The organism is Bacillus sp. PS237 (genome assembly GCF_037963345.1).
Taxonomy (GTDB): domain Bacteria; phylum Bacillota; class Bacilli; order Bacillales; family Bacillaceae; genus Bacillus; species Bacillus subtilis.
This window is the reverse complement of the sequence record NZ_CP150156.1, coordinates 3,230,742-3,253,485: the sequence shown is the minus strand read 5'-3', so window position 1 is coordinate 3,253,485 and position 22,744 is coordinate 3,230,742. Positions and strand designations below refer to the sequence as shown.

The window sequence follows — 22,744 nt, the reverse complement described above, 5'->3', positions numbered from 1 at the left end:
TGTGATTTATATCGGACTGACGGGATGGGGGGATCATGACAGCATCTATCCGCCGAAAACGGCCAGCCAGAAAAAATTGCAGGCCTATTCCTCCCATTTTCCGATCGTGGAATTAGACGCGAGCTTTTACGCGATTCAGCCGGCGCGCAATAATGAAAAGTGGGTGAAGGAAACGCCCGAAACCTTCCAATTTATCGTGAAAGCATATCAGGGCATGACAGGGCATCAGCGCGGCGAAATTCCCTTTGACTCAAAAGAGGAGATGTTTGATGCGTTTAAGGTGTCTTTAACGCCATATTTACATAGCAATAAGCTCGCCATGGTGCTGTTTCAATTTCCGCCGTGGTTTGACTGCAAGAAGGAGAATGTCGCCTATTTGAGATGGTGTAAGCACCAAATGGGAGATATTCCTTGCGCGCTTGAATTCAGAAACCGTTCCTGGTTCTCGCCGCCATTTTATGAGCAGACGCTTTCATTTATGAAAGCGGAAGGCTGGATTCACAGTGTCTGTGATGAACCGCAAATCGGAGAAGGCAGCGTTCCGACCGTGTTGCGCGCGACCGATGAAAACAAAACGCTCGTCAGGTTTCACGGACGCAACAAGCAGGGCTGGATGAAGCCTGATGGCGGGAAAAACTGGCGGGAGGTCAGGTACTTATACCGCTACAACCAACAGGAGCTGGAGGATTGGAAAAAGCACCTGAATGAATTGCAGCAGCAATGTAAGGATGTTTTTGTCCTGTTCAACAACAATTCCGGCGGTGACGCTGCGGATAATGGCAAGCAGATGCTTGAACTGCTTGATATCGAGTACAGCGGACTTGCTCCGAGACAGCTCGATTTATTTTAGAAAAGAGGTTTTGATTGATGTCGTTTGTGATTTTGGTCGTACTGGGATTAATCGCAGGTACGGTAGGAAGTCTGATCGGGCTTGGCGGCGGAATTGTCATTGTGCCATCTCTGATGTTTTTAAGCACAGTGACGCAGCTGTTTCAGGATGTGACGCCGCAGGTTGCGATTGGAACTTCGCTTTTGGTCATTATTTTTACGGGCCTTTCTTCAACTTTGGCTTATATTAAATATAAAACAGTTGATTATAAGAGCGGACTCATTTTCTTTATCGGTTCGGGTCCCGGCAGCATGATCGGGGCTTACGTGTCAAAGCTGTTCAATTCAAACTCGTTTTCCGTTTGGTTTGGCATTTTTATGATTCTGATTTCATTATCCTTAATGCTGAAAGCGAAAGCCCGGCCAATCAACAAAGCGCACAAAGGAATTATCCGGACATTTCAGGATGATGCCGGTGAGCCTTATACGTACTCATATCAGGCCTCTGTCGGTATTGCCATTGCCTTTGTTGTCGGTTTTTTAGGCGGACTTTTCGGTATAGGCGGCGGATCACTGATGGTTCCGGCGATGATGCTGTTATTTCTGTTTCCGCCGAAGGTTGCGGTGGCAACGTCCATGTTTATTATTTTCCTGTCTTCTATGACAGGGTCTGTTTCACATATGATTTCCGGGCACGTCAATTGGCTGTACGCCCTCGCGCTTGTGCCCGGCGCTTGGTTCGGCGGAAAGCTTGGCGCCGCCATCAACAGAAAAATGCAGACGAAAACGATCGTTATGATCATGCGGATCGTATTGATTTTGATCGGCTGCCAGCTCATTTATGAAGGCATTTTCAGCTGAACGATTAGGGAGAGATATTATGAAGGAGAAGCTCCGCTTATATCATACAAATGATTTGCACAGCCATTTTGAAAACTGGCCGAAAATTGTAGATTATATCGAGCAGAAAAGAAAAGAGCATCAGTCAGACGGCGAAGAGACGCTCGTTTTTGATATTGGCGATCATCTTGATCGTTTTCAATTCGTGACAGAGGCGACATTCGGAAAAGCGAATGTCGATCTCTTAAACCGCCTTCACATTGATGGAGCGGCGATCGGCAATAACGAAGGGATTACGCTTCCGCATGAAGAGCTTGCTGCCTTATATGATCATGCTGAATTTCCTGTCATCGTCTCTAACCTGTTTGATAAAAATGGAAACCGTCCGTCCTGGGCGGTGCCTTACCATATCAAATCATTGAAAAACGGTATGTCCATTGCTTTCTTAGGTGTAACTGTGCCGTATTATCCTGTATATGACAAGCTGGGATGGACAGTTACGGATGCCCTTGAAAGCATAAAGGAAACCATTCTGGAAGTGAAAGGGCAGGCTGATATTATCGTTCTGCTGTCACATTTAGGCATTCTTGATGATCAAGCAGTGGCTGAAGCGGTGCCTGAGATTGATGTAATCCTCGAATCACATACCCATCATTTGCTCGAAGATGGACAAGTGGTTAATGGGGTACTGCTGGCCAGCGCCGAGAAATACGGGCATTATGTCGGCTGTGTAGAAATCACGGTGGACAGCGTACAGCGAAGCATCAACAGCAAAACGGCTTCTGTGCAGAACATGGCGGAATGGACAGGAGAATCCGCAGAAACTAAAGCGTTTCTCAATGAAAAAGAACGTGAAGCCGAGGAGAAACTGTCCGATGCCGTTGCAGAGCTTGCACAAGATGCTGAGGTGAAGTGGTTTGAAGAATCAGAGCTGCCTTTGCTTTTGGCATACGCCTTAAAGGAATGGTGCGAGACGGACATCAGTATGGTCAATTCAGGTGTCATTCTCGGTCCGCTAAAAGCAGGTCCTGTGACAAAGCTGGATCTGCACCGCATCTGTCCGCATCCGATCAACCCGGTGGCTGTCCGCCTGACGGGAGAAGAACTGAAGGAAACCATTGTCCATGCCGCTTCCGAACAAATGGAGCAGCTCCGGATCAAAGGACTCGGCTTCCGCGGAGAAGTGATGGGGAAAATGGTGTATGCCGGCGTTGAGGTAGAAACGAAACGGCTCGATGACGGGATCACCCACGTCACTCGGATCACACTGAACGGGGAAGATATTGAAAAACATAAACAATACTCCGTTGCGGTGCTTGATATGTTTACGCTCGGCAAACTGTTTCCGTTGATTCGCGACGCTGCAGAAAAAGAATATTTTATGCCGGAATTTTTGCGGGATCTGCTTGCTTGGAAGCTTGCACAATAAGGCAGTCAGCCCACAACAAGCTGTGCCCTTCATCATAAAGTGATGAATGAAGGGAGTGGTTGACGTGGTAAACCTGACACCGATCATGATAGAAGGACAGCCTTTTACAGCTGTGACAGTAAAGCTTCCCAAAACGAATTTTATGGCCGTCGCCAATGATCACGGATACATTATGTGCGGCGCGCTTGATGTGGCGCTGCTGAATGAAAAATTAAAGGAGCGCGGCATCGTGGCGGGACGCGCAGTTGGTGTCCGCACCATTGACCAGCTGTTAGACGCACCTTTAGAATCCGTCACGTACGCTGCGGAAGATCTTGGCATCAAAGTCGGCATGAGCGGCAGAGAAGCGCTTTTAAAAATGATGAAATAAAATAAATTGGCCCCGGCTATTACTATGTCCCCTCTTACAAGCATACATTGTGATATGTAAGGGGGGATTTTCTTGCCAAGATATCGCGGCCCTTTTCGCAAGAGAGGACCTTTGCCTTTCCGTTACGTGATGCTCCTGTCCGTTGTCTTTTTTATCCTGTCAACAACGGTCAGCCTTTGGATGATCAATGGCTCGATCAAACCTGTTTTAATGGACATCGGCGAGATGGAAACGAAGCGTATAGCGACAGAGGTGATCCAGGATTCGATTGAGGACTATATGTCTGACAGTGAAAATATGAAAGATATGTTTCAAATGAATTCTGATGAAAACGGAAACTTAACGACAATCGATTTTAATACACAGGTTGTAAACAGTGTGAAAACAAAAGTGACAAAGCAGCTTCAGGCTCATTTGAAAGAGATGGAAACCCATACCGGACACAGCGGCGCCAGTGAAAACATTATGATCAACATTCCGCTGGGACAGGTAACCGGCAACAGCCTTCTTGGAAACCTCGGGCCGAAAATCCCGGTCCGGTTCAATTTAATCGGTGACGCTTTTACAGATGTCAAAACCAAAATCAAGCCGTATGGCATAAATAACGCACTTATTGATATCAGCATCTTTGTCGAAATTAAAGTGAAGGTCATCATTCCATTTGCCAGCAAAACCGCTGTCGTCACAAATAATGTTCCTGTATCGATTAAAGCAGTGCAGGGCGAAGTGCCGCAGTTTTATAATGGAAGCGGCGGCTCGGGTGTCACGCCTTCTGTCCAGCTTCCGAGCAGCAAAGAAAACGGTGCCGATTCAAAAAAAGAAAAAAGCAGCAAATAAGCCGCCTGTTGAAGAGGCGGCTTTTTGTTACTTCTTTTTTTGGTATTCATATCGCTCCCACGCCCTCAAATGCGGGTATGGATCAAATGACCATTCGGTTCTTCCGTTATCTTTGTACATGCCATAGTGCAGATGCGGCGGGAACTTCCCGGCGGTTCCCGGCGGGCCGTATCCGGAGCTGCCGACTGATCCGATCACTTGGCCAGGCTCAACGATTTGTCCTGTTTTAATCCCTTTGGCAAACCCATTGAGATGGGCAAAATAATGATACGTATTGTTAATGTCCCTGATGCCGATTCTCCATCCTCCGAAGCGGTTCCAGCCCTTCATTTCAACTACGCCGTAACATGTGGATTTGACAGGAAGGCCGTAATGGGCAAAGATATCCGTACCTTCATGAATCCGCCTTCCACCGAAGCCGCGGGCATCTCCCCACGTGCTTCGGTAGCTGTAATCGGTTCTGATCGGAAGCGGGAATGCATGCTCGCCCAGATCAATATGGCCGTAGGCTTTAAACAGCTTCATGAATTCAGATATAATCCCCACTGTCTGATCACGCCGGTAATAATTCCAAAGCCCGATCCGGATGTTGTCTTCATCTGTGCCATACGACAGTAAGTATTGGCTGAACGTATACAAGATATCTTCATCGTTGCTGACCTCGGCTTTCCCGTCTCCATCGCCATCCATTCCGATTCCGTCAAACACTTTAATGCTTAACGGCGCATCGTCTTTCGGATTCGGGTTTTCAGGCCCGCTCCAGATATCATCGGGTATATAGATGCTGATGATTCCCGCCTTTTCAGGCAGATCTTTCCGGTTGCTCCGCACGTTTTCTTCGTATTGATCAACAGCGGCGAGCGCATACCAAGGGATCTGCGTCACAGCTTCGATTTTATGATATAATTCCATCCGTTTCGACAGCACTGGATCTGAAAGTTTTTTTCCAGACGCAGAAGGCTCAAATGCAAACAAAAGGAGAAGAAGAGCGGATAACAAAACTTTCACAAAATAATCTCCTTTCATATTGAATACACATAGTTTGCGGCAACCCGGCTTAAAAATGTCAGTAATCATCTTCCCTTGTCGAGAAATTTTTCCTATGTTAAAGTGTCTAAAGAAAAGACTTTCTTTAGTTAGAAAAACATTATTTTTGTTGCAGAACTAAAACCTGCACCTTTCTCGTTTTCAGAATGTTTCGTGTCAGAAATTGAGTATATTGGATATTGGAGATGATGGGAATTGGCAAAGAAAGACGAACACCTCAGAAAGCCCGAATGGCTTAAAATTAAATTAAATACAAATGAAAACTATACAGGGCTCAAAAAACTCATGCGGGAAAACAACCTGCATACCGTATGCGAAGAAGCAAAGTGTCCGAATATTCATGAATGCTGGGCGGTCAGACGTACAGCGACATTTATGATTTTAGGTTCTGTTTGTACAAGAGCATGCCGTTTCTGTGCTGTCAAAACAGGCCTTCCAACTGAGCTTGATCTGCAAGAGCCGGAACGCGTAGCGGATTCAGTCGCGCTTATGAATTTGAAACACGCGGTCATTACGGCTGTTGCGCGTGACGATCAGAAAGATGGCGGGGCAGGCATTTTCGCGGAAACTGTCCGTGCGATCCGCAGAAAAAGCCCGTTCACAACAATTGAGGTGCTGCCGTCTGATATGGGCGGAAACTACGATAACCTAAAAACCTTGATGGATACACGCCCAGACATCCTGAATCACAATATCGAAACGGTTCGCCGCCTGACGCCAAGAGTCCGCGCGCGTGCGACGTACGACCGTTCATTGGAATTTTTGCGCCGTGCGAAGGAAATGCAGCCTGACATTCCGACAAAATCAAGTATCATGATCGGACTCGGCGAAACAAAAGAAGAGATTATTGAAGTAATGGACGACCTCTTGGCGAACAACGTGGATATTATGGCAATCGGCCAATATCTGCAGCCGACGAAGAAACACTTGAAAGTCCAAAAATACTACCATCCTGATGAATTTGCAGAATTAAAAGAAATCGCGATGCAAAAAGGCTTCAGCCATTGTGAAGCCGGTCCGCTTGTCCGTTCCTCTTACCATGCGGATGAACAAGTAAACGAAGCATCTAAAAAGCGTCAAGCACAAGCATAATGCCAAAACGCCAGATCATCTGGCGTTTTTGTCATTCCTATCGATTTTCATGTCCTGACGCGTTTCTCCATTGGCATTTTCATTCTCTGAGACAGGGCTTCCTTGCGGGGAGGTTTTCATTTCTTGAATCGTCCCCGACATGATCTCTCTAATATCCCTTGAACCAGAGCCGAGATTGCTGTAATTTTCGACGGATTGCATATGGTTTGGATTATCGGAAATATACACGTGATAGTATCGCGGTATCACAGAAGCCGCTGTTTTTTTCACCTGATCGGCGGTCAGCTCCCGGTTTTTAGAATCGGTTTTGTATACGACAAGCGCTTCTCGGTCAGTCACCAATGTCGCAGCATCTTGAATATGGGGGAGCTGAACCGTTAAACTTGATATCATGTGAGCGGTTTCTTCCCGGTTCATCACCGGCGTTTTCTGCTGTTCTCCGTCAAATTGTTCTTTTTGATAGCGGACATAGCCAAATTGTTCGTTCTCATTATGCCTGTTAAAAGCCTCGTTGCGGTCCGACACATGAATGGGTTTGGTTTGATTCTGCGTCTGATTCCGGACATTTTGGGCATTATCCAATCCTGCGCCTCCGCACCCGGATAATAGTCCGGTCAGCAGGCAGAGGCTGACAGCGGTTCGTTTCATTTATCAATCCCTCCTCATGTGTAGGGTAGCCAAATCGCATGATTTATTCTTTAGCAATTGATGGGGACGGGGCAATGAATTATGATAGGAATGAGTGAAAAAAGAGGTGAGATCATGATTCTTATTCAAAATGCCGAATTTGAATTGGTGCACAATTTCAAAGACGGCTTCAACGAAGAGGCTTTTAAAGCCCGCTACTCCGATATATTAAATAAATACGATTATATTGTGGGAGACTGGGGATACGGTCAGTTAAGGCTCAAGGGCTTCTTTGACGACCAGAATCAAAAGGCAACCTTCGAAACGAAAATCAGCACATTAGATGAATATATTTACGAATACTGCAATTTCGGCTGTGCGTATTTTGTCTTGAAACGGATCAGAAAATAAATATACACAAAGGGGATGCTGTCATGTATTTTGTTGACAGAAGCAAAATCGAAAAAACACTAGGGTTCTTCGAGCACCAGCTGGCGCTATTTGACTCACAAACAGACTGGCAGTCTGAAATCGGGGAATTGGCACTTCAGCGTATAGGCCATCTGTTAATCGAATGCATTTTGGATACAGGCAATGACATGATTGACGGCTTTATTATGCGGGACCCGGGCAGCTATGACGACATTATGGATATACTTGTTGATGAGAAAGTTGTCACGGAAAAAGAGGGTGATGAGCTCAAAAAATTGATCGCCTACCGCAAAACGTTGGTTCAACAGTATCTGCTCGCTGACAGCGGCGAGCTTTACAGGCTGATCAAGGCGCATCAAACAGCTCTTCAGGACTTCCCGAAACGGATCAGAAGCTATTTGGAAACAGAGCTAGGACCTGTTTCCGCGTTTAAATAACAACTGGAAAGCCACAGGAGTGTTGGATATGAAAACATATAAAGGGTATTTAATTGATTTAGACGGAACGATGTACAATGGCACGGAAAAAATCGAGGAGGCGTGTGAATTTGTCAGAACGCTGAAAGATCGCGGCGTTCCTTATCTTTTCGTGACAAACAACTCTTCGCGCACACCGAAGCAGGTAGCGGACAAGCTCGTGTCTTTTGATATTCCGGCAACAGAAGAGCAGGTCTTCACGACCAGCATGGCAACTGCCCAGCACATTGCACAGCAGAAAAAAGACGCGTCTGTGTATGTGATTGGGGAGGAAGGAATCCGCCAGGCGATTGAAGAAAACGGCCTGACATTTGGCGGAGAAAACGCGGATTTTGTCGTTGTTGGCATCGACCGTTCCATTACATACGAAAAATTTGCTGTTGGCTGCCTGGCAATCAGAAATGGCGCCCGCTTTATTTCCACTAACGGAGATATTGCGATTCCGACTGAAAGAGGGCTCCTGCCGGGAAACGGCTCACTGACATCGGTGTTAACCGTATCTACAGGTGTACAGCCTGTATTTATCGGCAAGCCGGAATCAATTATTATGGAGCAGGCGATGCGCGTTCTCGGCACAGATGTGTCTGAAACACTCATGGTCGGCGACAACTACGCCACTGATATTATGGCCGGCATTAACGCGGGTATGGATACGCTGCTCGTTCACACAGGCGTAACGAAAAGAGAACATATGACAGACGATATGGAAAAACCGACTCACGCCATTGACTCTCTGACTGAATGGATTCCATACATTTGAAAAAAGGGCGCCCTAAAAGGGTGCCCTTATTCTGTATGCCGCGCGCGGTGAGCAAGTCTGCTTGAAGCCGCGGCGGAAATCGCTCCGACGATGTCATCTAAAAAGGTATGGCATTCACCGGTTGATTTATCATTCAATCGTTTAAGGATTCCGGGTTTTTCTTTGTCGATGTAACCGTAGTTCGTAAACCCGATCGATCCGTAAATGTTCACAATGGAAAATGCCAGAACTTCATCTACTCCATATAGGCTTTCATCTATTTCCAGCATCGTTTGCAGCGGTTCAGACAATTTTTTCTGCTCAGCAAGAACATCCAATTCAATGCCCGTTAAAATCGCGTTTTGCACCTCGCGTTTTGCGAGAACACGATTGACGTTCAGCGTGCATTCATCAATGGTTAAATCCGGATGATATTTTTTCTGCAGAAAAAAGACAAGCTCGGCAATGTCTGATACCTCAACGCCGCGCTCCTTCATCCGTGCTCTTGCTTTAGCTTCCATCTGACTGAATTGTTCGTTTTCTGACATCAGCTTCACCCAATCTTTTTTACTAGTTTATACAAAATGCTTGAGAAGTTTACGACTTTTTCTTGCGCCTTCTTCGGATTAAAATATGTATTCATAATTCCGGCTGTGTATGACTACGATGTGATGAGCCCTAATTCAACAGGCAGGTGATCATGGTGAAAGGTACAATAAAAGAAAAATACGGCATTCACATCAGGCAGCTTTCCATGTACCAGCACACATATCAATGCTTTCAGACGCCTAATTCATACTTTCTGATTGTCCCCGTTTCCCAATTCTCAGAAACAGAGCTGGCGGAGCTTTATTACATGAGTCAGTATTTACAAGAACAAAGTGACCCATACGTTTCGGTTTTTATCTTTACAAAAGAAGGTGAACTGACATTTGAACATGAGGGAAAAACGTACGCTCTGCTGAAGGCGGCCCCCCCTTATTCAAACAGGGCGTTCTCCATTGGAGCGGAGCTTGCGGAATTTCACCGAAAAGGCCGAGGATATCCATATGAGGTGAAGGCGGCCGGAAGAATCGGCCAGTGGAAGGATCTGTGGGGAAAACGAATTGATCAGCTGGAAGCATTTTGGCAGAGAAAGGTTCAGACCCCTCCGCATGAGCCATTCGATAAAAAAATGATCGAATCATTTCCATATTATTTAGGACTGTCAGAAAACGCGATACAATATTTAGTGGACACTGAGCTGGATGACAAGCCCCAAGCCGCTGATTCAGGAACGATATGCCATCAGCGGATGGAAAGGCATACATGGTCACCGGAATCATTGATCAGGATTCCGGCGGATTGGGTGTTTGACCACGCTTCCCGTGATTTGGCTGAATATATGAGGCATACGTTTTTGCATCACAGACAAGATTTTAATCAGCAGGGCTTTCTCTTTTTACAGGAATACGAGCAAGTCACACCGCTGTCTTCATTTTCGAAACGCCTTTTATACAGCCGTCTGCTTTTCCCGCTTCATTATTTTGAAATCGTAGAAAGCTATTACATGTCATCAGAATCAGAAAAGCATTATTTTGAAGAACAGCTTGACTTCATTCTTAATGACTGTGGGCGTTATGAACAATTTCTCAATACAGCGCAGGAATTCATGAATATGCGGGCGCAGAAGCTGTTTGTTCCACGCGTCAGCTGGCTCGGCAAAGGCAGCTCAAGGTGAGGAGAAAATCTGACAAAAATAATTAGAAAATAAAGAATCTTGTCATATCAATGCGTTAAGCGTTTACATTCGCAAAATTCAGCCTAATGATGTCTTGTCAAAACAGGAGCGGGCTTATATAATGTTTGTAACTTATATGTCTGTGTTGAGTTAACAATTGTCTTTTCCAAGAGGACAATCAAAAGAAAGGTGGAGTTTTTTTGAAAGCGATTCGTGTAGGGCTTTTAGGTTTAGGTACCGTCGGAAGCGGTGTCGTTAAAATTATTCAAGACCATCAGGATAAGCTTATGCATCAGGTCGGCTGTCCGGTTACGATAAAAAAAGTGCTTGTAAAAGATTTAGAGAAAAAGAGAGAAGTAGATTTGCCGAAGGAAGTGCTCACGACAGAAGTGTATGATGTCATTGATGATCCAGATGTTGATGTCGTCATCGAGGTGATCGGCGGCGTTGAACAGACAAAACAATATTTGGTCGACGCGCTGAGATCGAAAAAGCATGTTGTCACAGCAAACAAGGACTTAATGGCTGTGTACGGCTCCGAGCTGCTTGCCGAAGCGAAGGAAAATGGATGCGATATCTACTTTGAAGCCAGTGTTGCCGGCGGGATTCCGATTCTGCGCACGTTAGAGGAAGGCCTCTCATCAGATCGAATTACAAAAATGATGGGAATTGTGAACGGTACAACAAACTTTATCTTAACCAAAATGATCAAAGAGAAAAGCCCATACGAGGAAGTGCTCAAGGAAGCGCAGGATCTCGGTTTTGCCGAAGCTGATCCGACTTCTGACGTGGAAGGGCTTGACGCCGCACGGAAAATGGCGATATTGGCGCGCCTCGGCTTCTCGATGAACGTGGATCTGGAAGACGTCAAAGTAAAGGGGATCTCCCAAATTACAGACGAGGACATCAGCTTCAGCAAACGCCTCGGCTATACAATGAAGCTGATCGGGATTGCTCAGCGTGACGGCAGCAAAATCGAGGTCAGCGTACAGCCGACACTGCTTCCTGACCATCATCCGCTTTCTGCTGTTCATAATGAGTTTAACGCTGTTTATGTATACGGCGAGGCTGTCGGTGAGACGATGTTCTACGGGCCGGGAGCCGGAAGCATGCCGACAGCGACATCCGTTGTTTCTGACCTCGTCGCTGTCATGAAAAATATGCGCCTAGGTGTAACCGGCAACAGCTTTGTCGGACCGCAATATGAGAAAAACATGAAATCGCCGTCTGACATTTATGCACAGCAGTTTTTAAGAATTCATGTAAAAGATGAGGTTGGTTCATTCTCGAAAATTACATCTGTGTTCTCAGAGCGGGGCGTGAGCTTTGAAAAAATCCTTCAGCTGCCAATTAAAGGCCATGATGAGTTAGCTGAAATCGTAATTGTCACACATCATACATCAGAAGCTGATTTCAGTGATATCCTGCAAAACCTAAATGATTTGGAAGTCGTTCAAGAAGTCAAAAGCACATATCGTGTAGAAGGGAACGGTTGGAGCTAATGTGGAAAGGACTTATCCATCAATATAAAGAATTTTTACCTGTAACAGATCAAACACCGGCGCTAACTTTACATGAAGGAAACACACCTCTTATTCACCTGCCGAAGCTGTCTGAGCAGCTCGGAATTGAGCTTCATGTCAAAACGGAAGGCGTCAATCCTACGGGATCATTTAAAGATCGCGGAATGGTTATGGCTGTGGCAAAGGCAAAAGAAGAAGGCAATGACACGATTATGTGCGCGTCAACAGGTAACACTTCCGCTGCTGCGGCAGCATATGCAGCCCGTGCTAACATGAAATGCATTGTCATCATCCCGAACGGAAAAATTGCATTTGGAAAACTCGCTCAAGCTGTCATGTACGGAGCCGAGATTATCGCAATTGACGGAAACTTTGACGATGCGCTTAAAATTGTCCGTTCCATCTGTGAGAAATCACCGATTGCCCTTGTCAACTCAGTCAACCCTTACCGCATTGAAGGCCAAAAAACTGCTGCCTTCGAAGTGTGCGAACAGCTGGGGGAAGCGCCTGATGTTTTAGCGATCCCGGTCGGAAATGCTGGAAACATCACTGCGTACTGGAAGGGCTTCAAGGAATATCATGAGAAAAACGGCACAGGCCTTCCGAAAATGCGCGGCTTTGAAGCTGAGGGTGCGGCGGCAATCGTGCGCAATGAAGTGATTGAAAATCCGGAAACAATAGCGACAGCCATTCGTATCGGAAACCCGGCAAGCTGGGACAAAGCTGTAAAGGCAGCCGAGGAATCCAATGGGAAAATTGACGAAGTCACTGATGATGAAATCCTTCACGCATATCAGCTGATCGCCCGTGTAGAAGGCGTGTTTGCAGAACCAGGTTCTTGCGCGTCTATCGCAGGAGTGCTGAAACAGGTGAAATCCGGAGAAATTCCGAAAGGCAGCAAGGTCGTAGCTGTGTTAACAGGAAACGGACTGAAAGATCCGAACACAGCGGTCGACATTTCAGAAATCAAGCCTGTCACATTGCCGACTGATGAAGACAGCATCCTTGAATATGTAAAAGGAGCGGCCCGTGTATGAACGAAGCCGACATGCTGTTCTCTGTCACTGTTCCCGGAAGCACAGCTAACCTAGGCCCCGGCTTTGATTCAGTCGGAATGGCGCTCAGCAGATATTTGAAGCTGACCGTCTTTGAAAGCGACAAATGGTCTTTTGAGGCTGAAACAGAAACAGTCGCCGGAATTCCGGCGGGTACAGATAACCTGATCTACCAAGTGGCTAAACGGACCGCAGATTTGTACGGAAAAGAAATGCCTCCTGTCCATGTGAAGGTGTGGAGCGACATCCCGCTTGCACGCGGCCTTGGCAGCAGCGCCGCAGCGATTGTAGCGGCCATTGAACTGGCTGATGAATTATGCGGCTTAAAGCTGTCTGAAGCGGACAAGCTGCATTTAGCGAGTCTAGAAGAAGGACACCCGGACAATGCTGGCGCTTCTCTCGTCGGCGGACTTGTGATCGGCCTGCATGAGGATGACGAGACCCAAATGATCCGCGTCCCGAATGCTGACATTGACGTAGTCGTTGTCATTCCTTTTTATGAAGTGCTGACAAGAGACGCGAGAGACGTGCTTCCGAAGGAGTTTCCATATGCCGATGCCGTAAAAGCAAGTGCTGTCAGCAATATCCTCATTGCTGCGATCATGTCCAAGGATTGGCCGCTTGTCGGGAAAATCATGAAGAAGGATATGTTCCATCAGCCGTACCGGGCGATGCTTGTGCCTGAGCTGTCAAAAGTAGAGCACGTCGCCGAGATGAAGGGCGCATATGGAACGGCTCTCAGCGGAGCAGGCCCAACGATTCTCGTCATGACCGAAAAAGGAAAGGGAGAAGAGCTAAAAGAACAGCTCGCGCTTCATTTCCCTCATTGTGAAGTAGACGCTTTGACCGTTCCGAAAGAGGGAAGTATAATAGAGCGAAATCCTTTATATCAAGTAAAAAGTGTATAGATCATGCCAAGCGTTCCTCAGCGTCAGCGGAGGGCGCTTTTTTTTGCTGGAGATAAAGGAGTTTTTATTTAGAAAAACGAAATACATGTAAAAAGGAGGAGATGAATATGAAAAAGCTGATAACCGCAGACGACATCACAGCGATTGTCTCTGTGACCGATCCTCAATACGCCCCAGACGGTACCCGTGCCGCATATGTAAAATCACAAGTAAATCAAGAGAAAGATTCGTATACATCAAATATATGGATCTATGAAACGAAAACGGGAGGATCTGTTCCTTGGACACATGGAGAAAAGCGAAGCACCGACCCAAGATGGTCTCCGGACGGGCGCACGCTTGCCTTTATTTCTGATCGAGAAGGCGATGCGGCACAGCTTTATATCATGAGCACTGAAGGCGGAGAAGCAAGAAAACTGACTGATATCCCATATGGCGTGTCAAAGCCGCTATGGTCCCCGGACGGTGAATCGATTCTGGTCACTGTCAGTTTGGGAGAGGGGGAAAGCATTGATGACCGAGAAAAAACAGAGCAGGACAGCTATGAACCTGTTGAAGTGCAAGGCCTCTCCTACAAACGGGACGGCAAAGGGCTGACGAGAGGTGCGTATGCCCAGCTTGTGCTTGTCAGCGTAAAGTCGGGTGAGATGAAAGAGCTGACAAGTCACAAAGCTGATCATGGTGATCCTGCTTTTTCTCCTGACGGCAAATGGCTTGTTTTCTCAGCTAATTTAACTGAAACAGATGATGCCAGCAAGCCGCATGATGTTTACATAATGTCACTGGAGTCTGGAGATCTTAAGCAGGTTACACCTCATCGCGGCTCATTCGGATCAAGCTCATTTTCACCAGACGGAAGGTATCTTGCTTTGCTTGGAAATGAAAAGGAATATAAGAATGCTACGCTCTCAAAGGCGTGGCTCTATGATATCGAACAAGGCCGCCTCACATGTCTTACTGAGATGCTGGACGTTCATTTAGCGGATGCGCTGATTGGAGATTCATTGATCGGTGGTGCTGAACAGCGCCCGATTTGGACAAAGGACAGCCAAGGGTTTTATGTCATCGGCACAGATCAAGGCAGTACGGGCATCTATTATATTTCGATTGAAGGCCTTGTGTATCCGATTCGTCTGGAAAAAGAGTACATCAATAGCTTTTCTCTTTCACCTGATGAACAGCACTTTATTGCCAGTGTGACAAAGCCGGACAGACCGAGTGAGCTTTACAGTATCCCGCTTGGACAGGAAGAGAAACAGCTGACTGGCGCGAATGACAAGTTTGTCAGGGAGCATACGATATCAATACCTGAAGAGATTCAATATGCTACAGAAGACGGCGTGATGGTGAACGGCTGGCTGATGAGGCCTGCACAAATGGAAGGTGAGACAACATATCCACTTATTCTTAACATACACGGCGGTCCGCATATGATGTACGGACATACATATTTTCATGAGTTTCAGGTGCTGGCGGCGAAAGGATACGCGGTCGTTTATATCAATCCGAGAGGAAGCCACGGCTACGGGCAGGAATTTGTGAATGCGGTCAGAGGAGATTATGGGGGAAAGGATTATGACGATGTGATGCAGGCTGTGGATGAGGCTATCAAACGAGATCCGCATATTGATCCTAAGCGGCTCGGTGTCACGGGCGGAAGCTACGGAGGTTTTATGACCAACTGGATCGTCGGGCAGACGAACCGCTTTAAAGCTGCCGTTACCCAGCGCTCGATATCAAATTGGATCAGCTTTCACGGCGTCAGTGATATCGGCTATTTCTTTACAGACTGGCAGCTTGAGCATGACATGTTTGAGGACACAGAAAAGCTCTGGGACCGGTCTCCTTTAAAATACGCAGCAAACGTGGAGACACCGCTTTTGATACTGCATGGCGAGCGGGATGACCGATGCCCGATCGAGCAGGCGGAGCAGCTGTTTATCGCTCTGAAAAAAATGGGCAAGGAAACCAAGCTTGTCCGTTTTCCGAATGCATCGCACAATTTATCACGCACCGGACACCCAAGACAGCGGATCAAGCGCCTGAATTATATCAGCTCATGGTTTGATCAACATCTCTAATAAAAAAGCCAGGCTGATCAAATATCAGCCTGGCTGCTTTATTAAAAGACTTGTTCTACTTCAACGACACCCGGCACTTCTTCAAGAAGAGCGCGCTCAATTCCGGCTTTCAACGTAATTGTTGAACTTGGGCAGCTGCCGCATGCGCCTAGAAGACGAAGCTTAACGATACCTTCATCTACGTCTACAAGCTCACAGTCACCGCCGTCACGAAGTAAAAACGGACGAAGTTTGTCCAGTACTTCCTGCACCTGTTCTTTCATTTCAACTTCAGTCATGACATTCGCTCCTTTCGTCGTCATAAAACCATTATATTCAGTGTAACAATAAAAATCTATTGTTTGGTTTGCAAAGTTGCTTTCCCTATTATAGCACATTCAGACTTCAACACAAAAACGGTTTTTTTCTATAAAAACGCCCTTAGGCTCTGTATACTTAAAAGAAAGGACTTACATAGGAGAAGGGGGCGTCTACAAGTGATGAAACCAGTCATGCTAAGCGTGTACGGGGCAGAAAACGTTTGTGCGAGCTGTGTAAATATGCCGACAGCCAAGGATACATACGAGTGGCTTGAGGCTGCGCTGAAAAGAAAATATCCAAATCAGCCTTTTGAGATGCAGTACATCGATATTCATGAGCCGCCTGACAATGAACATGCGAAAGAGCTTGCGGAAAAAATCAGAAATGACGAGTATTTTTATCCGCTTGTGCTTGTAGAAGACAAAATTGTCGGTGAAGGCAATCCAAAATTAAAAGACGTTTATGAGGAAATGGAGAAGCATGGGTATACAGAAAACCGCTGACTTGATCAGCGGTTCTTCTCTATCATTAACCGTTATGGTGTTTATACATCCACAGCAAGCCGGATTTCAGCATACGCGGAACACGGCCGATCAGCGGACGGTCAGCAACAAGCCCGAAGCCGGCTTTTTTTCCGAGTGAACCGAGGACGCCTTTCAGCTTAAACTGCGGCATTGATTCAGGCAGGGCTTCTCCATTCCAGCGTTTTTGCAAGATTTGGACAATCTGCTCTGCTTGAGCCTCTGCCAGCTGGGCGCTCGGTGCATGAGGAAGACTGGCGCAATCGCCGACAACGTACAGATGTTCATCACCTGGAAGATTATGATGAGGCGTTAATACAATACGCCCTTGTGCGTCCTTCTCCACATCTAAGTCTCTGACGACTTTGTTTGGCTGGATGCCGGCTGTCCACACGATGGCGTCTGCAGAAATCGGATCATCGTGGTTATACACAACGCCTTCTTCTACTTTTGTGATATTTGCCCTGTTAATAATGCGGACACCGTGCTCTTCGAACCATTTTTGCACATATTTGCTTAAACGCTCGGGAAAGCTTGATAAAATGAGATTACCGCGGTCGAACAAAATAATGTTCAGGTCATCACGGCTTTCTCTCAATTCACTTGCAAGCTCAACGCCGCTTAAGCCCGCTCCGACAATGGCGACGGTGGCATTAGCGCTCAGATTATTCAGCTTTTGGTAGGTTTCGCGGGACTGATCGATGGTTTGAATACTGTAGGTGAATTCAGGCGCTCCCGGCACGTTGTGATATTTATCCTCACAGCCGAGCCCGATTATGGCGTCATCGTAAGAAATCGGTTCACGATCTTGGAACAGCACTTGTTTTTGTACAATATCAATTGATGTGATATCACCGTATTGGACATCCAGGCGAGGGTGCTCTGGGAATGACACTCTGATATGATGGTCAGAAATTGTGCCTGCGGCAAGGGCATAATATTCTGTTTTCAAGCAGTGATAAGGATTTCTGTCAATTAACGTGATTGAAACATCATCAGGCAGCTGGTTTGGCAATAAGCGATGAAGAACGCGCATGTTCCCGTAACCTCCGCCGATCAAGACCAATTTTTTCATTTGAATTCCCCTTTAATCCGAAGAGTATGATAGATACATTGAAGAAAATACGAACTATGTAAAATAACATCTAGAATTATATCGAATTTGATCTAAAATCACAATAATAGTTTCAAAATAACCTACAATTTAGCCTGAAAACACAAATTAGTAAAACGTTATTTGAGAAATAATATGTTACGATAATAAATTTTGAATCATCCGTTGTCTTTGACGAATAGTGAAAAATTCGCGATAATGGACATATGTGAGGTGAAACCGCATGAATCCAATGATTGAATTTTGTGTCAGCAATCTGGCTCACGGCTCTCAGGAAGCCCGGGCGATTTTGGAGAAGGATCCCAACCTTGATGTCCTTGAATATGGCTGCTTAAGCTACTGCGGGACATGTATGGAATCGCTTTTCGCTCTGGTAAACGGAGAAGTCGTCATGGGTGAAACGCCTGCTGAGCTTGTTGAGAATATATATACCTTTATTGAAGAAAATCCAATGTTTTAAAGAAAAGGGCCTGGACAGGCCCTTTTTTATTTTGCCGTACAAAAGAACTAAAAAAATGTGTAGACATCAAAAAATATTATTGTTATCGTATAAAAGATATTTTTTTAAATAAAATTTAAGAGGTGTACGAGTATTCATGAATGTTCTGTGGGGGCTGCTGGGCGCAGTTGCGATCATTGCTATCGCGTTTTTATTTTCAGAAAAGAAAAGCAATATTAAGATAAGAACCGTCATCGTTGGTTTATGCACACAGGTGGCGTTTGGATACATCGTGTTGAAATGGGAAGCGGGACGCGCTGTTTTTTTATGGTTTTCAAGCCGTGTACAGCTTCTGATTGACTATGCGAATGAAGGCATCAGTTTTATTTTTGGACCGCTTCTAAAGGTCGGAGACAGTCCGGCATTTGCATTAAGTGTACTGCCCGTTATCATTTTCTTCTCAGCACTGATTGCAGTTTTATATCATTTGAAAATCATGCAGCTCGTTTTCCGTGTCATTGGCGGCGGATTGTCGAAGCTCCTTGGAACAAGCAAAACGGAATCTCTGGCGGCTGCTGCCAATATTTTTGTAGGACAATCAGAATCTCCGTTAGTGATCAAACCCCTGATTGCCGGGCTGACGCGCTCTGAGTTGTTTACGATTATGACGAGCGGTCTATCGGCAGTTGCGGGATCTACCTTGTTTGGGTACGCGCTTCTCGGTATTCCGATTGAGTACTTGCTGGCGGCCAGCTTTATGGCTGCTCCAGCTGGACTAGTCTTTGGTAAATTGATTATACCCGAAACGGAAAAAACGCAAACCGTAAAAAGCGATTTCAAAATGGATGAAGGCGAAGGCGCAGCCAATGTCATTGACGCAGCTGCAAAGGGAGCGTCAACAGGACTGCAAATTGCGTTAAATGTTGGGGCGATGCTGCTTGCGTTTGTTGCGTTAATCGCTGTAGTAAACGGTATTCTCGGCGGGGCTTTCGGCTTGTTCGGTTTAAAAGGCGTAACATTAGAATCCATTCTCGGCTATGTGTTTTCTCCTATCGCCTTTTTGATTGGCGTGCCTTGGCATGAAGCATTGCAGGCGGGAAGCTATATCGGCCAGAAATTGGTGCTGAATGAGTTTGTCGCTTATTCTAACTTCGGTTCGCACATCGGCGAGTTTTCTAAGAAAACTGCTACCATTATCAGTTTCGCGTTATGCGGATTCGCCAATTTTTCATCAATTGCGATTATGCTTGGTACGCTTGGCGGTTTAGCGCCCAGCCGCCGTTCAGATATCGCACGTCTCGGCCTGAAGGCTGTTCTTGCAGGAACATTAGCCAATCTGCTCAGCGCAGCCATTGCCGGCATGTTTATATAAACGATAAAAGCTCCTTGCGTCAGTGCAAGGAGCTTTTATGTATGAAAAACGGGGGATAATTGTATTGTGTCCGCTTATAATAGCTTTTATACTAAGAAAAAGAAAAAAAGTTGGAGGCACCTATGAACTCATTTCGATTTACCAAAATGCACGGCCTGGGAAACAGTTATATTTATGTGAATCAATTTGAAGAACAGCTTCCAGAAGAAAAACTGTCAGAGATTGCAATTCAGGTTTCTTCTGTTTATACAGGGATCGGATCCGACGGAATGATCCTGATATGCCCATCAGACCAAGCGCCTGTTAAAATGCGGATTTTTAATAATGACGGGTCTGAAGGGAAAAACTGCGGCAACGGCCTGCGCTGCGTCGCAAAATACGCATATGAGCATAAGCTGGTTGAGGAAACATCTTTTCTGATTGAAACTCTCTCCGGGCTTGTGAAAGCGGAGGTTCAAGTCGAAAACGGAAAAGTGAATGTGGTCACTGTCGATATGGGCGAACCGCGCTTGACAAAATCCGAGCTTCCTATGCTTGACGGCGGGGAAGAGCACACAATCAATGAAACGATGGCATTTGGTGAAGTAGAACTAACAGGCACTGCCGTTTCAATGGGAAATCCGCATATCGTTTTTCCGATCGCAGACATTGAACAGGCACCCTTAACGACACTGGGGCCGGTGATTGAGAAAGATCCGAGATTTCCGGAAGGCATCAATGTGGAATTCGTTGAAACCGTGAATGAACAAGAATTGCATTTCCGCGTCTGGGAACGGGGATCAGGGATTACTCAGGCATGCGGGACAGGAGCATGTGCAGCGGCAGTCGCATCTGTATTAAACGGCGTATCAAAGCGAAATCAAGACATCACGGTGCATTTAGCAGGCGGGGATTTGGTGATAAACTGGAAAGATAACGGCCATGTAATGATGACAGGGCCGGCTGAAACCGTTTGTGAGGGTGTCTATTTCTTGTAAAACACCTTGTTTGAGAATTGGAACGATCATGTTTATAATAAAAGACAGCAACCGGTTTTTAAAAGGAGGTTCATAATGATGAGCAACCCGGTAACAATTACAGAAGCAGCAGCTTTGCATATAAAAGATATGATGAAAGAGCATGAAGAAGAAAACGCGTTTCTGCGTGTAGGCGTCAAAGGCGGCGGCTGCAGCGGACTTTCTTACGGCATGGGCTTTGAGCATGAAAAGAGTGAATCAGACAGTGTGTTTGATCAGCACGGCATCACTGTTCTAGTTGACAAAGAAAGCCTTGACATCATGAACGGCACCGTGATTGATTATAAACAATCCATGCTCGGCGGCGGCTTCACCATCGACAATCCAAACGCCATCGCTTCATGCGGCTGCGGTTCTTCGTTCAGAACAGCAACGAATGCAGGCAAGCCTGAAGAGTGCTAAGCACTAAAAACGGATAGCAACTATTACTGACGCTTTTCTTAGCGATAAATCATCGTTAAGGGAGGCGTTTTTATTATGGGGAAATGATGCAGAGAGTTCCGGGAACTTCGGCAAGAGAAACGCTGCTTTGTTGTTTGATTTTTGTTGTAAATACAGCAAAGTTACGATATATTTAATGCGGAGTATATTTTATTGCATTTACAACAAAATCACGATAGGGAGTTGGTGATGAAGAAGATTTTTGGAATGGTAACAAGGTCAGTATGTGTTCCGTGTTTAAATATATAAAAGGGACACAAGACAATTGAATTTTAAATAAAGGGGCTGAATCCGAACAATGAGTGTAAAAATGAAAAAATGCAGCCGGGAAGATTTACAAACACTTCAACAATTGAGTATTGAAACATTCAATGACACTTTTAAAGAACAGAACTCACCTGAAAATATGAAAGCCTATTTAGAAAGCGCATTTAACACTGAGCAGCTGGAAAAAGAGTTATCTAATATGTCTTCGCAATTCTTTTTTATTTACTTTGATCATGAAATCGCTGGATATGTAAAGGTCAATATCGATGATGCTCAGTCTGAAGAAATGGGTGCTGAATCACTTGAAATCGAGAGAATTTATATAAAGAACAGCTTTCAAAAACATGGGCTTGGCAAACATCTGCTGAATAAAGCGATAGAAATTGCGCTGGAACGTAATAAAAAGAACATTTGGCTAGGTGTGTGGGAAAAAAATGAAAATGCCATTGCCTTTTATAAGAAAATGGGGTTTGTTCAGACCGGCGCCCACTCATTTTATATGGGTGATGAAGAACAAACGGATTTAATCATGGCTAAAACACTCATATAATATTTTTCGAAGGGTGGATGATGATGTATATTCCAAAATATTTTAAAGTCACAAATGCTGAAGAAATTTGGAATTTTGTACAAGAAAACTCCTTTGGTACGGTTGTCACAACAGAACAAGGAAAACCAATTGCCACACATTTGCCGTTAGGATTCAATAAAAAAGACGATCATTACTATATTACGGGGCATTTCGCTTATGGAAATCCTCAGTGGAGAACGTTTGAAGCCTGTGAAGATGTGCTTGTGATGTTTCAGGGACCGCACGCTTATATTTCTTCTTCCTGGTATTCGCGCGAAAATGTTCCGACGTGGAATTATCAGGCTGTCCACATGTATGGAAAAGCAAGTATGTTAGAGAAAGATGAATTAGCAGAAGAATTAACAATCATGTTGGAGAAATACGAAAAACATCGTGACAATCCTGTGTTATGGGATAAGCTTTCTCCAAAACTCTTAGAAAGTGAATTGAAAGGTATTGTTGGATTTAAGATTAAGGTGGAAGACATTCAAGCGGCATATAAATTAAGCCAGAACCGAAATGAAACGGATTATATGAACGTCATTGAACAGTTGCAAAATGAAGAAAATCCAAATGCAAAACAAATGGCAGAACTGATGGAAGATAAACTCAAAAAGCAAATATAAGCTTACTTTGCTGAAGAAGTAGCAGAAAACGCCAACTCAAGCGGAGAACCGCTGACTTGGCGTTTTTTTATGA

The 22,744-nt window shown here is 45.4% G+C and carries 26 protein-coding genes; 21 read left to right on the top strand and 5 right to left on the bottom strand.

All coding sequences use genetic code 11. The features are described from left to right. Position 1 precedes the first annotated feature (1 nt). From NST22_RS16945 to yunB, 5 genes are all read left to right on the top strand, one after another. On the top strand, positions 2-850 hold the full coding sequence (locus NST22_RS16945) for a DUF72 domain-containing protein (protein WP_003243895.1): 849 nt from the start codon (positions 2-4) through the stop codon (positions 848-850). 17 nt (positions 851-867) lie between these two features. After that, entirely contained in the window at positions 868-1,689 is an 822-nt protein-coding gene (locus NST22_RS16940; protein WP_003228670.1) for a sulfite exporter TauE/SafE family protein, read from the top strand. A gap of 19 nt (positions 1,690-1,708) precedes the next feature. Next, the gene (locus tag NST22_RS16935; RefSeq protein ID WP_003242525.1) at positions 1,709-3,097 is read left to right on the top strand and encodes a bifunctional UDP-sugar hydrolase/5'-nucleotidase; all 1,389 of its coding nucleotides are present in this window, start codon (positions 1,709-1,711) and stop codon (positions 3,095-3,097) included. 64 nt (positions 3,098-3,161) lie between these two features. Next, complete coding sequence (locus NST22_RS16930; protein WP_003242587.1) at positions 3,162-3,467, top strand: YunC family protein; 306 nt, start codon at positions 3,162-3,164, stop codon at positions 3,465-3,467. 72 nt (positions 3,468-3,539) lie between these two features. Next, complete coding sequence (yunB, locus tag NST22_RS16925; protein WP_009968113.1) at positions 3,540-4,304, top strand: sporulation protein YunB; 765 nt, start codon at positions 3,540-3,542, stop codon at positions 4,302-4,304. A gap of 27 nt (positions 4,305-4,331) precedes the next feature. Here yunB and lytH read toward each other — a convergent pair whose 3' ends face one another. After that, the gene (gene lytH, locus NST22_RS16920; protein ID WP_003243462.1) at positions 4,332-5,312 is read right to left on the bottom strand and encodes an L-Ala--D-Glu endopeptidase; all 981 of its coding nucleotides are present in this window, start codon (positions 5,310-5,312) and stop codon (positions 4,332-4,334) included. Positions 5,313-5,546: 234 nt separating this feature from the next. On the opposite strand from lytH, the gene lipA reads away from it, so the two are divergent. Then, positions 5,547-6,443 (top strand): lipoyl synthase, encoded by an 897-nt coding sequence (gene lipA / locus NST22_RS16915; RefSeq protein WP_003222888.1) that lies wholly within the window; start codon positions 5,547-5,549, stop codon positions 6,441-6,443. 15 nt (positions 6,444-6,458) lie between these two features. On the opposite strand, the gene NST22_RS16910 is transcribed toward lipA, so the two are convergent. Then, positions 6,459-7,091 carry a YhcN/YlaJ family sporulation lipoprotein gene (locus NST22_RS16910; RefSeq protein ID WP_003243821.1) on the bottom strand — a complete coding sequence of 211 codons (633 nt, stop codon included), beginning with the start codon at positions 7,089-7,091 and terminating at the stop codon, positions 6,459-6,461. A 114-nt stretch (positions 7,092-7,205) separates the two neighbouring features. Here NST22_RS16910 and NST22_RS16905 point away from each other — a divergent pair, with 114 nt between their 5' ends. From NST22_RS16905 to nucF, 3 genes are read left to right on the top strand one after another with little or no spacing between them, the layout of a single operon-like run. After that, positions 7,206-7,481 (top strand): YutD family protein, encoded by a 276-nt coding sequence (locus NST22_RS16905; protein ID WP_003228682.1) that lies wholly within the window; start codon positions 7,206-7,208, stop codon positions 7,479-7,481. Between the two features lie 23 nt (positions 7,482-7,504). After that, on the top strand, positions 7,505-7,939 hold the full coding sequence (locus NST22_RS16900; RefSeq protein ID WP_003228684.1) for a DUF86 domain-containing protein: 435 nt from the start codon (positions 7,505-7,507) through the stop codon (positions 7,937-7,939). A gap of 28 nt (positions 7,940-7,967) precedes the next feature. After that, positions 7,968-8,738 (top strand): 5' nucleotidase NucF, encoded by a 771-nt coding sequence (nucF, locus tag NST22_RS16895; RefSeq protein ID WP_003243196.1) that lies wholly within the window; start codon positions 7,968-7,970, stop codon positions 8,736-8,738. A gap of 26 nt (positions 8,739-8,764) precedes the next feature. Here the strand turns inward: nucF and NST22_RS16890 are convergent, their stop codons facing one another. Continuing rightward, positions 8,765-9,265, bottom strand: a complete 501-nt coding sequence (locus tag NST22_RS16890) for a phosphatidylglycerophosphatase A (RefSeq protein WP_003243814.1) — start codon at positions 9,263-9,265, stop codon at positions 8,765-8,767. Positions 9,266-9,417: 152 nt separating this feature from the next. Here NST22_RS16890 and cotNH point away from each other — a divergent pair, with 152 nt between their 5' ends. The 5 genes from cotNH (at position 9,418) to NST22_RS16865 (ending at position 16,004) form a co-directional block, all read left to right on the top strand. Beyond that, positions 9,418-10,437, top strand: coding sequence for a spore coat-associated protein CotNH (gene cotNH, locus NST22_RS16885; RefSeq protein ID WP_003242649.1), 1,020 nt, complete (start codon positions 9,418-9,420; stop codon positions 10,435-10,437). Positions 10,438-10,637: 200 nt separating this feature from the next. After that, positions 10,638-11,939, top strand: coding sequence for a homoserine dehydrogenase (locus NST22_RS16880; protein ID WP_003228694.1), 1,302 nt, complete (start codon positions 10,638-10,640; stop codon positions 11,937-11,939). Continuing rightward, a complete protein-coding gene (gene thrC / locus NST22_RS16875) occupies positions 11,939-12,997 on the top strand; it encodes a threonine synthase (protein WP_003228697.1) in 1,059 nt (352 codons plus the stop codon). Before NST22_RS16880 ends, thrC begins: the two co-directional genes overlap by 1 nt. Then, positions 12,994-13,923, top strand: a complete 930-nt coding sequence (gene thrB, locus NST22_RS16870; protein WP_003228699.1) for a homoserine kinase — start codon at positions 12,994-12,996, stop codon at positions 13,921-13,923. Before thrC ends, thrB begins: the two co-directional genes overlap by 4 nt. A 107-nt stretch (positions 13,924-14,030) precedes the next feature. After that, the gene (locus NST22_RS16865; protein WP_003243690.1) at positions 14,031-16,004 is read left to right on the top strand and encodes a S9 family peptidase; all 1,974 of its coding nucleotides are present in this window, start codon (positions 14,031-14,033) and stop codon (positions 16,002-16,004) included. Between the two features lie 41 nt (positions 16,005-16,045). Here the strand turns inward: NST22_RS16865 and NST22_RS16860 are convergent, their stop codons facing one another. Beyond that, positions 16,046-16,381 (bottom strand): NifU family protein, encoded by a 336-nt coding sequence (locus tag NST22_RS16860; protein WP_010886606.1) that lies wholly within the window; start codon positions 16,379-16,381, stop codon positions 16,046-16,048. Positions 16,382-16,480: 99 nt separating this feature from the next. On the opposite strand from NST22_RS16860, the gene NST22_RS16855 reads away from it, so the two are divergent. Further along, complete coding sequence (locus NST22_RS16855; RefSeq protein WP_003242597.1) at positions 16,481-16,807, top strand: YuzD family protein; 327 nt, start codon at positions 16,481-16,483, stop codon at positions 16,805-16,807. Between the two features lie 25 nt (positions 16,808-16,832). Here NST22_RS16855 and NST22_RS16850 read toward each other — a convergent pair whose 3' ends face one another. After that, a complete protein-coding gene (locus NST22_RS16850) occupies positions 16,833-17,900 on the bottom strand; it encodes an NAD(P)/FAD-dependent oxidoreductase (RefSeq protein WP_003242518.1) in 1,068 nt (355 codons plus the stop codon). A gap of 262 nt (positions 17,901-18,162) precedes the next feature. Between NST22_RS16850 and NST22_RS16845 the strand changes: the two genes are divergently transcribed. The 6 genes from NST22_RS16845 to paiB all read left to right on the top strand — a co-directional run bounded on the left by NST22_RS16845 (position 18,163) and on the right by paiB (position 22,671). Continuing rightward, complete coding sequence (locus NST22_RS16845; RefSeq protein WP_003222913.1) at positions 18,163-18,399, top strand: YuzB family protein; 237 nt, start codon at positions 18,163-18,165, stop codon at positions 18,397-18,399. A gap of 136 nt (positions 18,400-18,535) precedes the next feature. After that, positions 18,536-19,750 carry a NupC/NupG family nucleoside CNT transporter gene (locus tag NST22_RS16840; protein ID WP_003243750.1) on the top strand — a complete coding sequence of 405 codons (1,215 nt, stop codon included), beginning with the start codon at positions 18,536-18,538 and terminating at the stop codon, positions 19,748-19,750. Positions 19,751-19,872: 122 nt separating this feature from the next. Beyond that, positions 19,873-20,727, top strand: a complete 855-nt coding sequence (dapF, locus tag NST22_RS16835) for a diaminopimelate epimerase (RefSeq protein WP_003243745.1) — start codon at positions 19,873-19,875, stop codon at positions 20,725-20,727. Positions 20,728-20,805: 78 nt separating this feature from the next. Continuing rightward, complete coding sequence (locus NST22_RS16830) at positions 20,806-21,168, top strand: iron-sulfur cluster assembly accessory protein (protein WP_003244166.1); 363 nt, start codon at positions 20,806-20,808, stop codon at positions 21,166-21,168. Positions 21,169-21,505: 337 nt separating this feature from the next. Continuing rightward, positions 21,506-22,024, top strand: coding sequence for a spermidine/spermine N(1)-acetyltransferase (gene paiA / locus NST22_RS16825; protein WP_003244000.1), 519 nt, complete (start codon positions 21,506-21,508; stop codon positions 22,022-22,024). A gap of 23 nt (positions 22,025-22,047) precedes the next feature. Then, the gene (gene paiB / locus NST22_RS16820; protein ID WP_003244329.1) at positions 22,048-22,671 is read left to right on the top strand and encodes a protease synthase/sporulation negative transcriptional regulator PaiB; all 624 of its coding nucleotides are present in this window, start codon (positions 22,048-22,050) and stop codon (positions 22,669-22,671) included. The last annotated feature ends 73 nt before the right edge of the window (positions 22,672-22,744 follow it).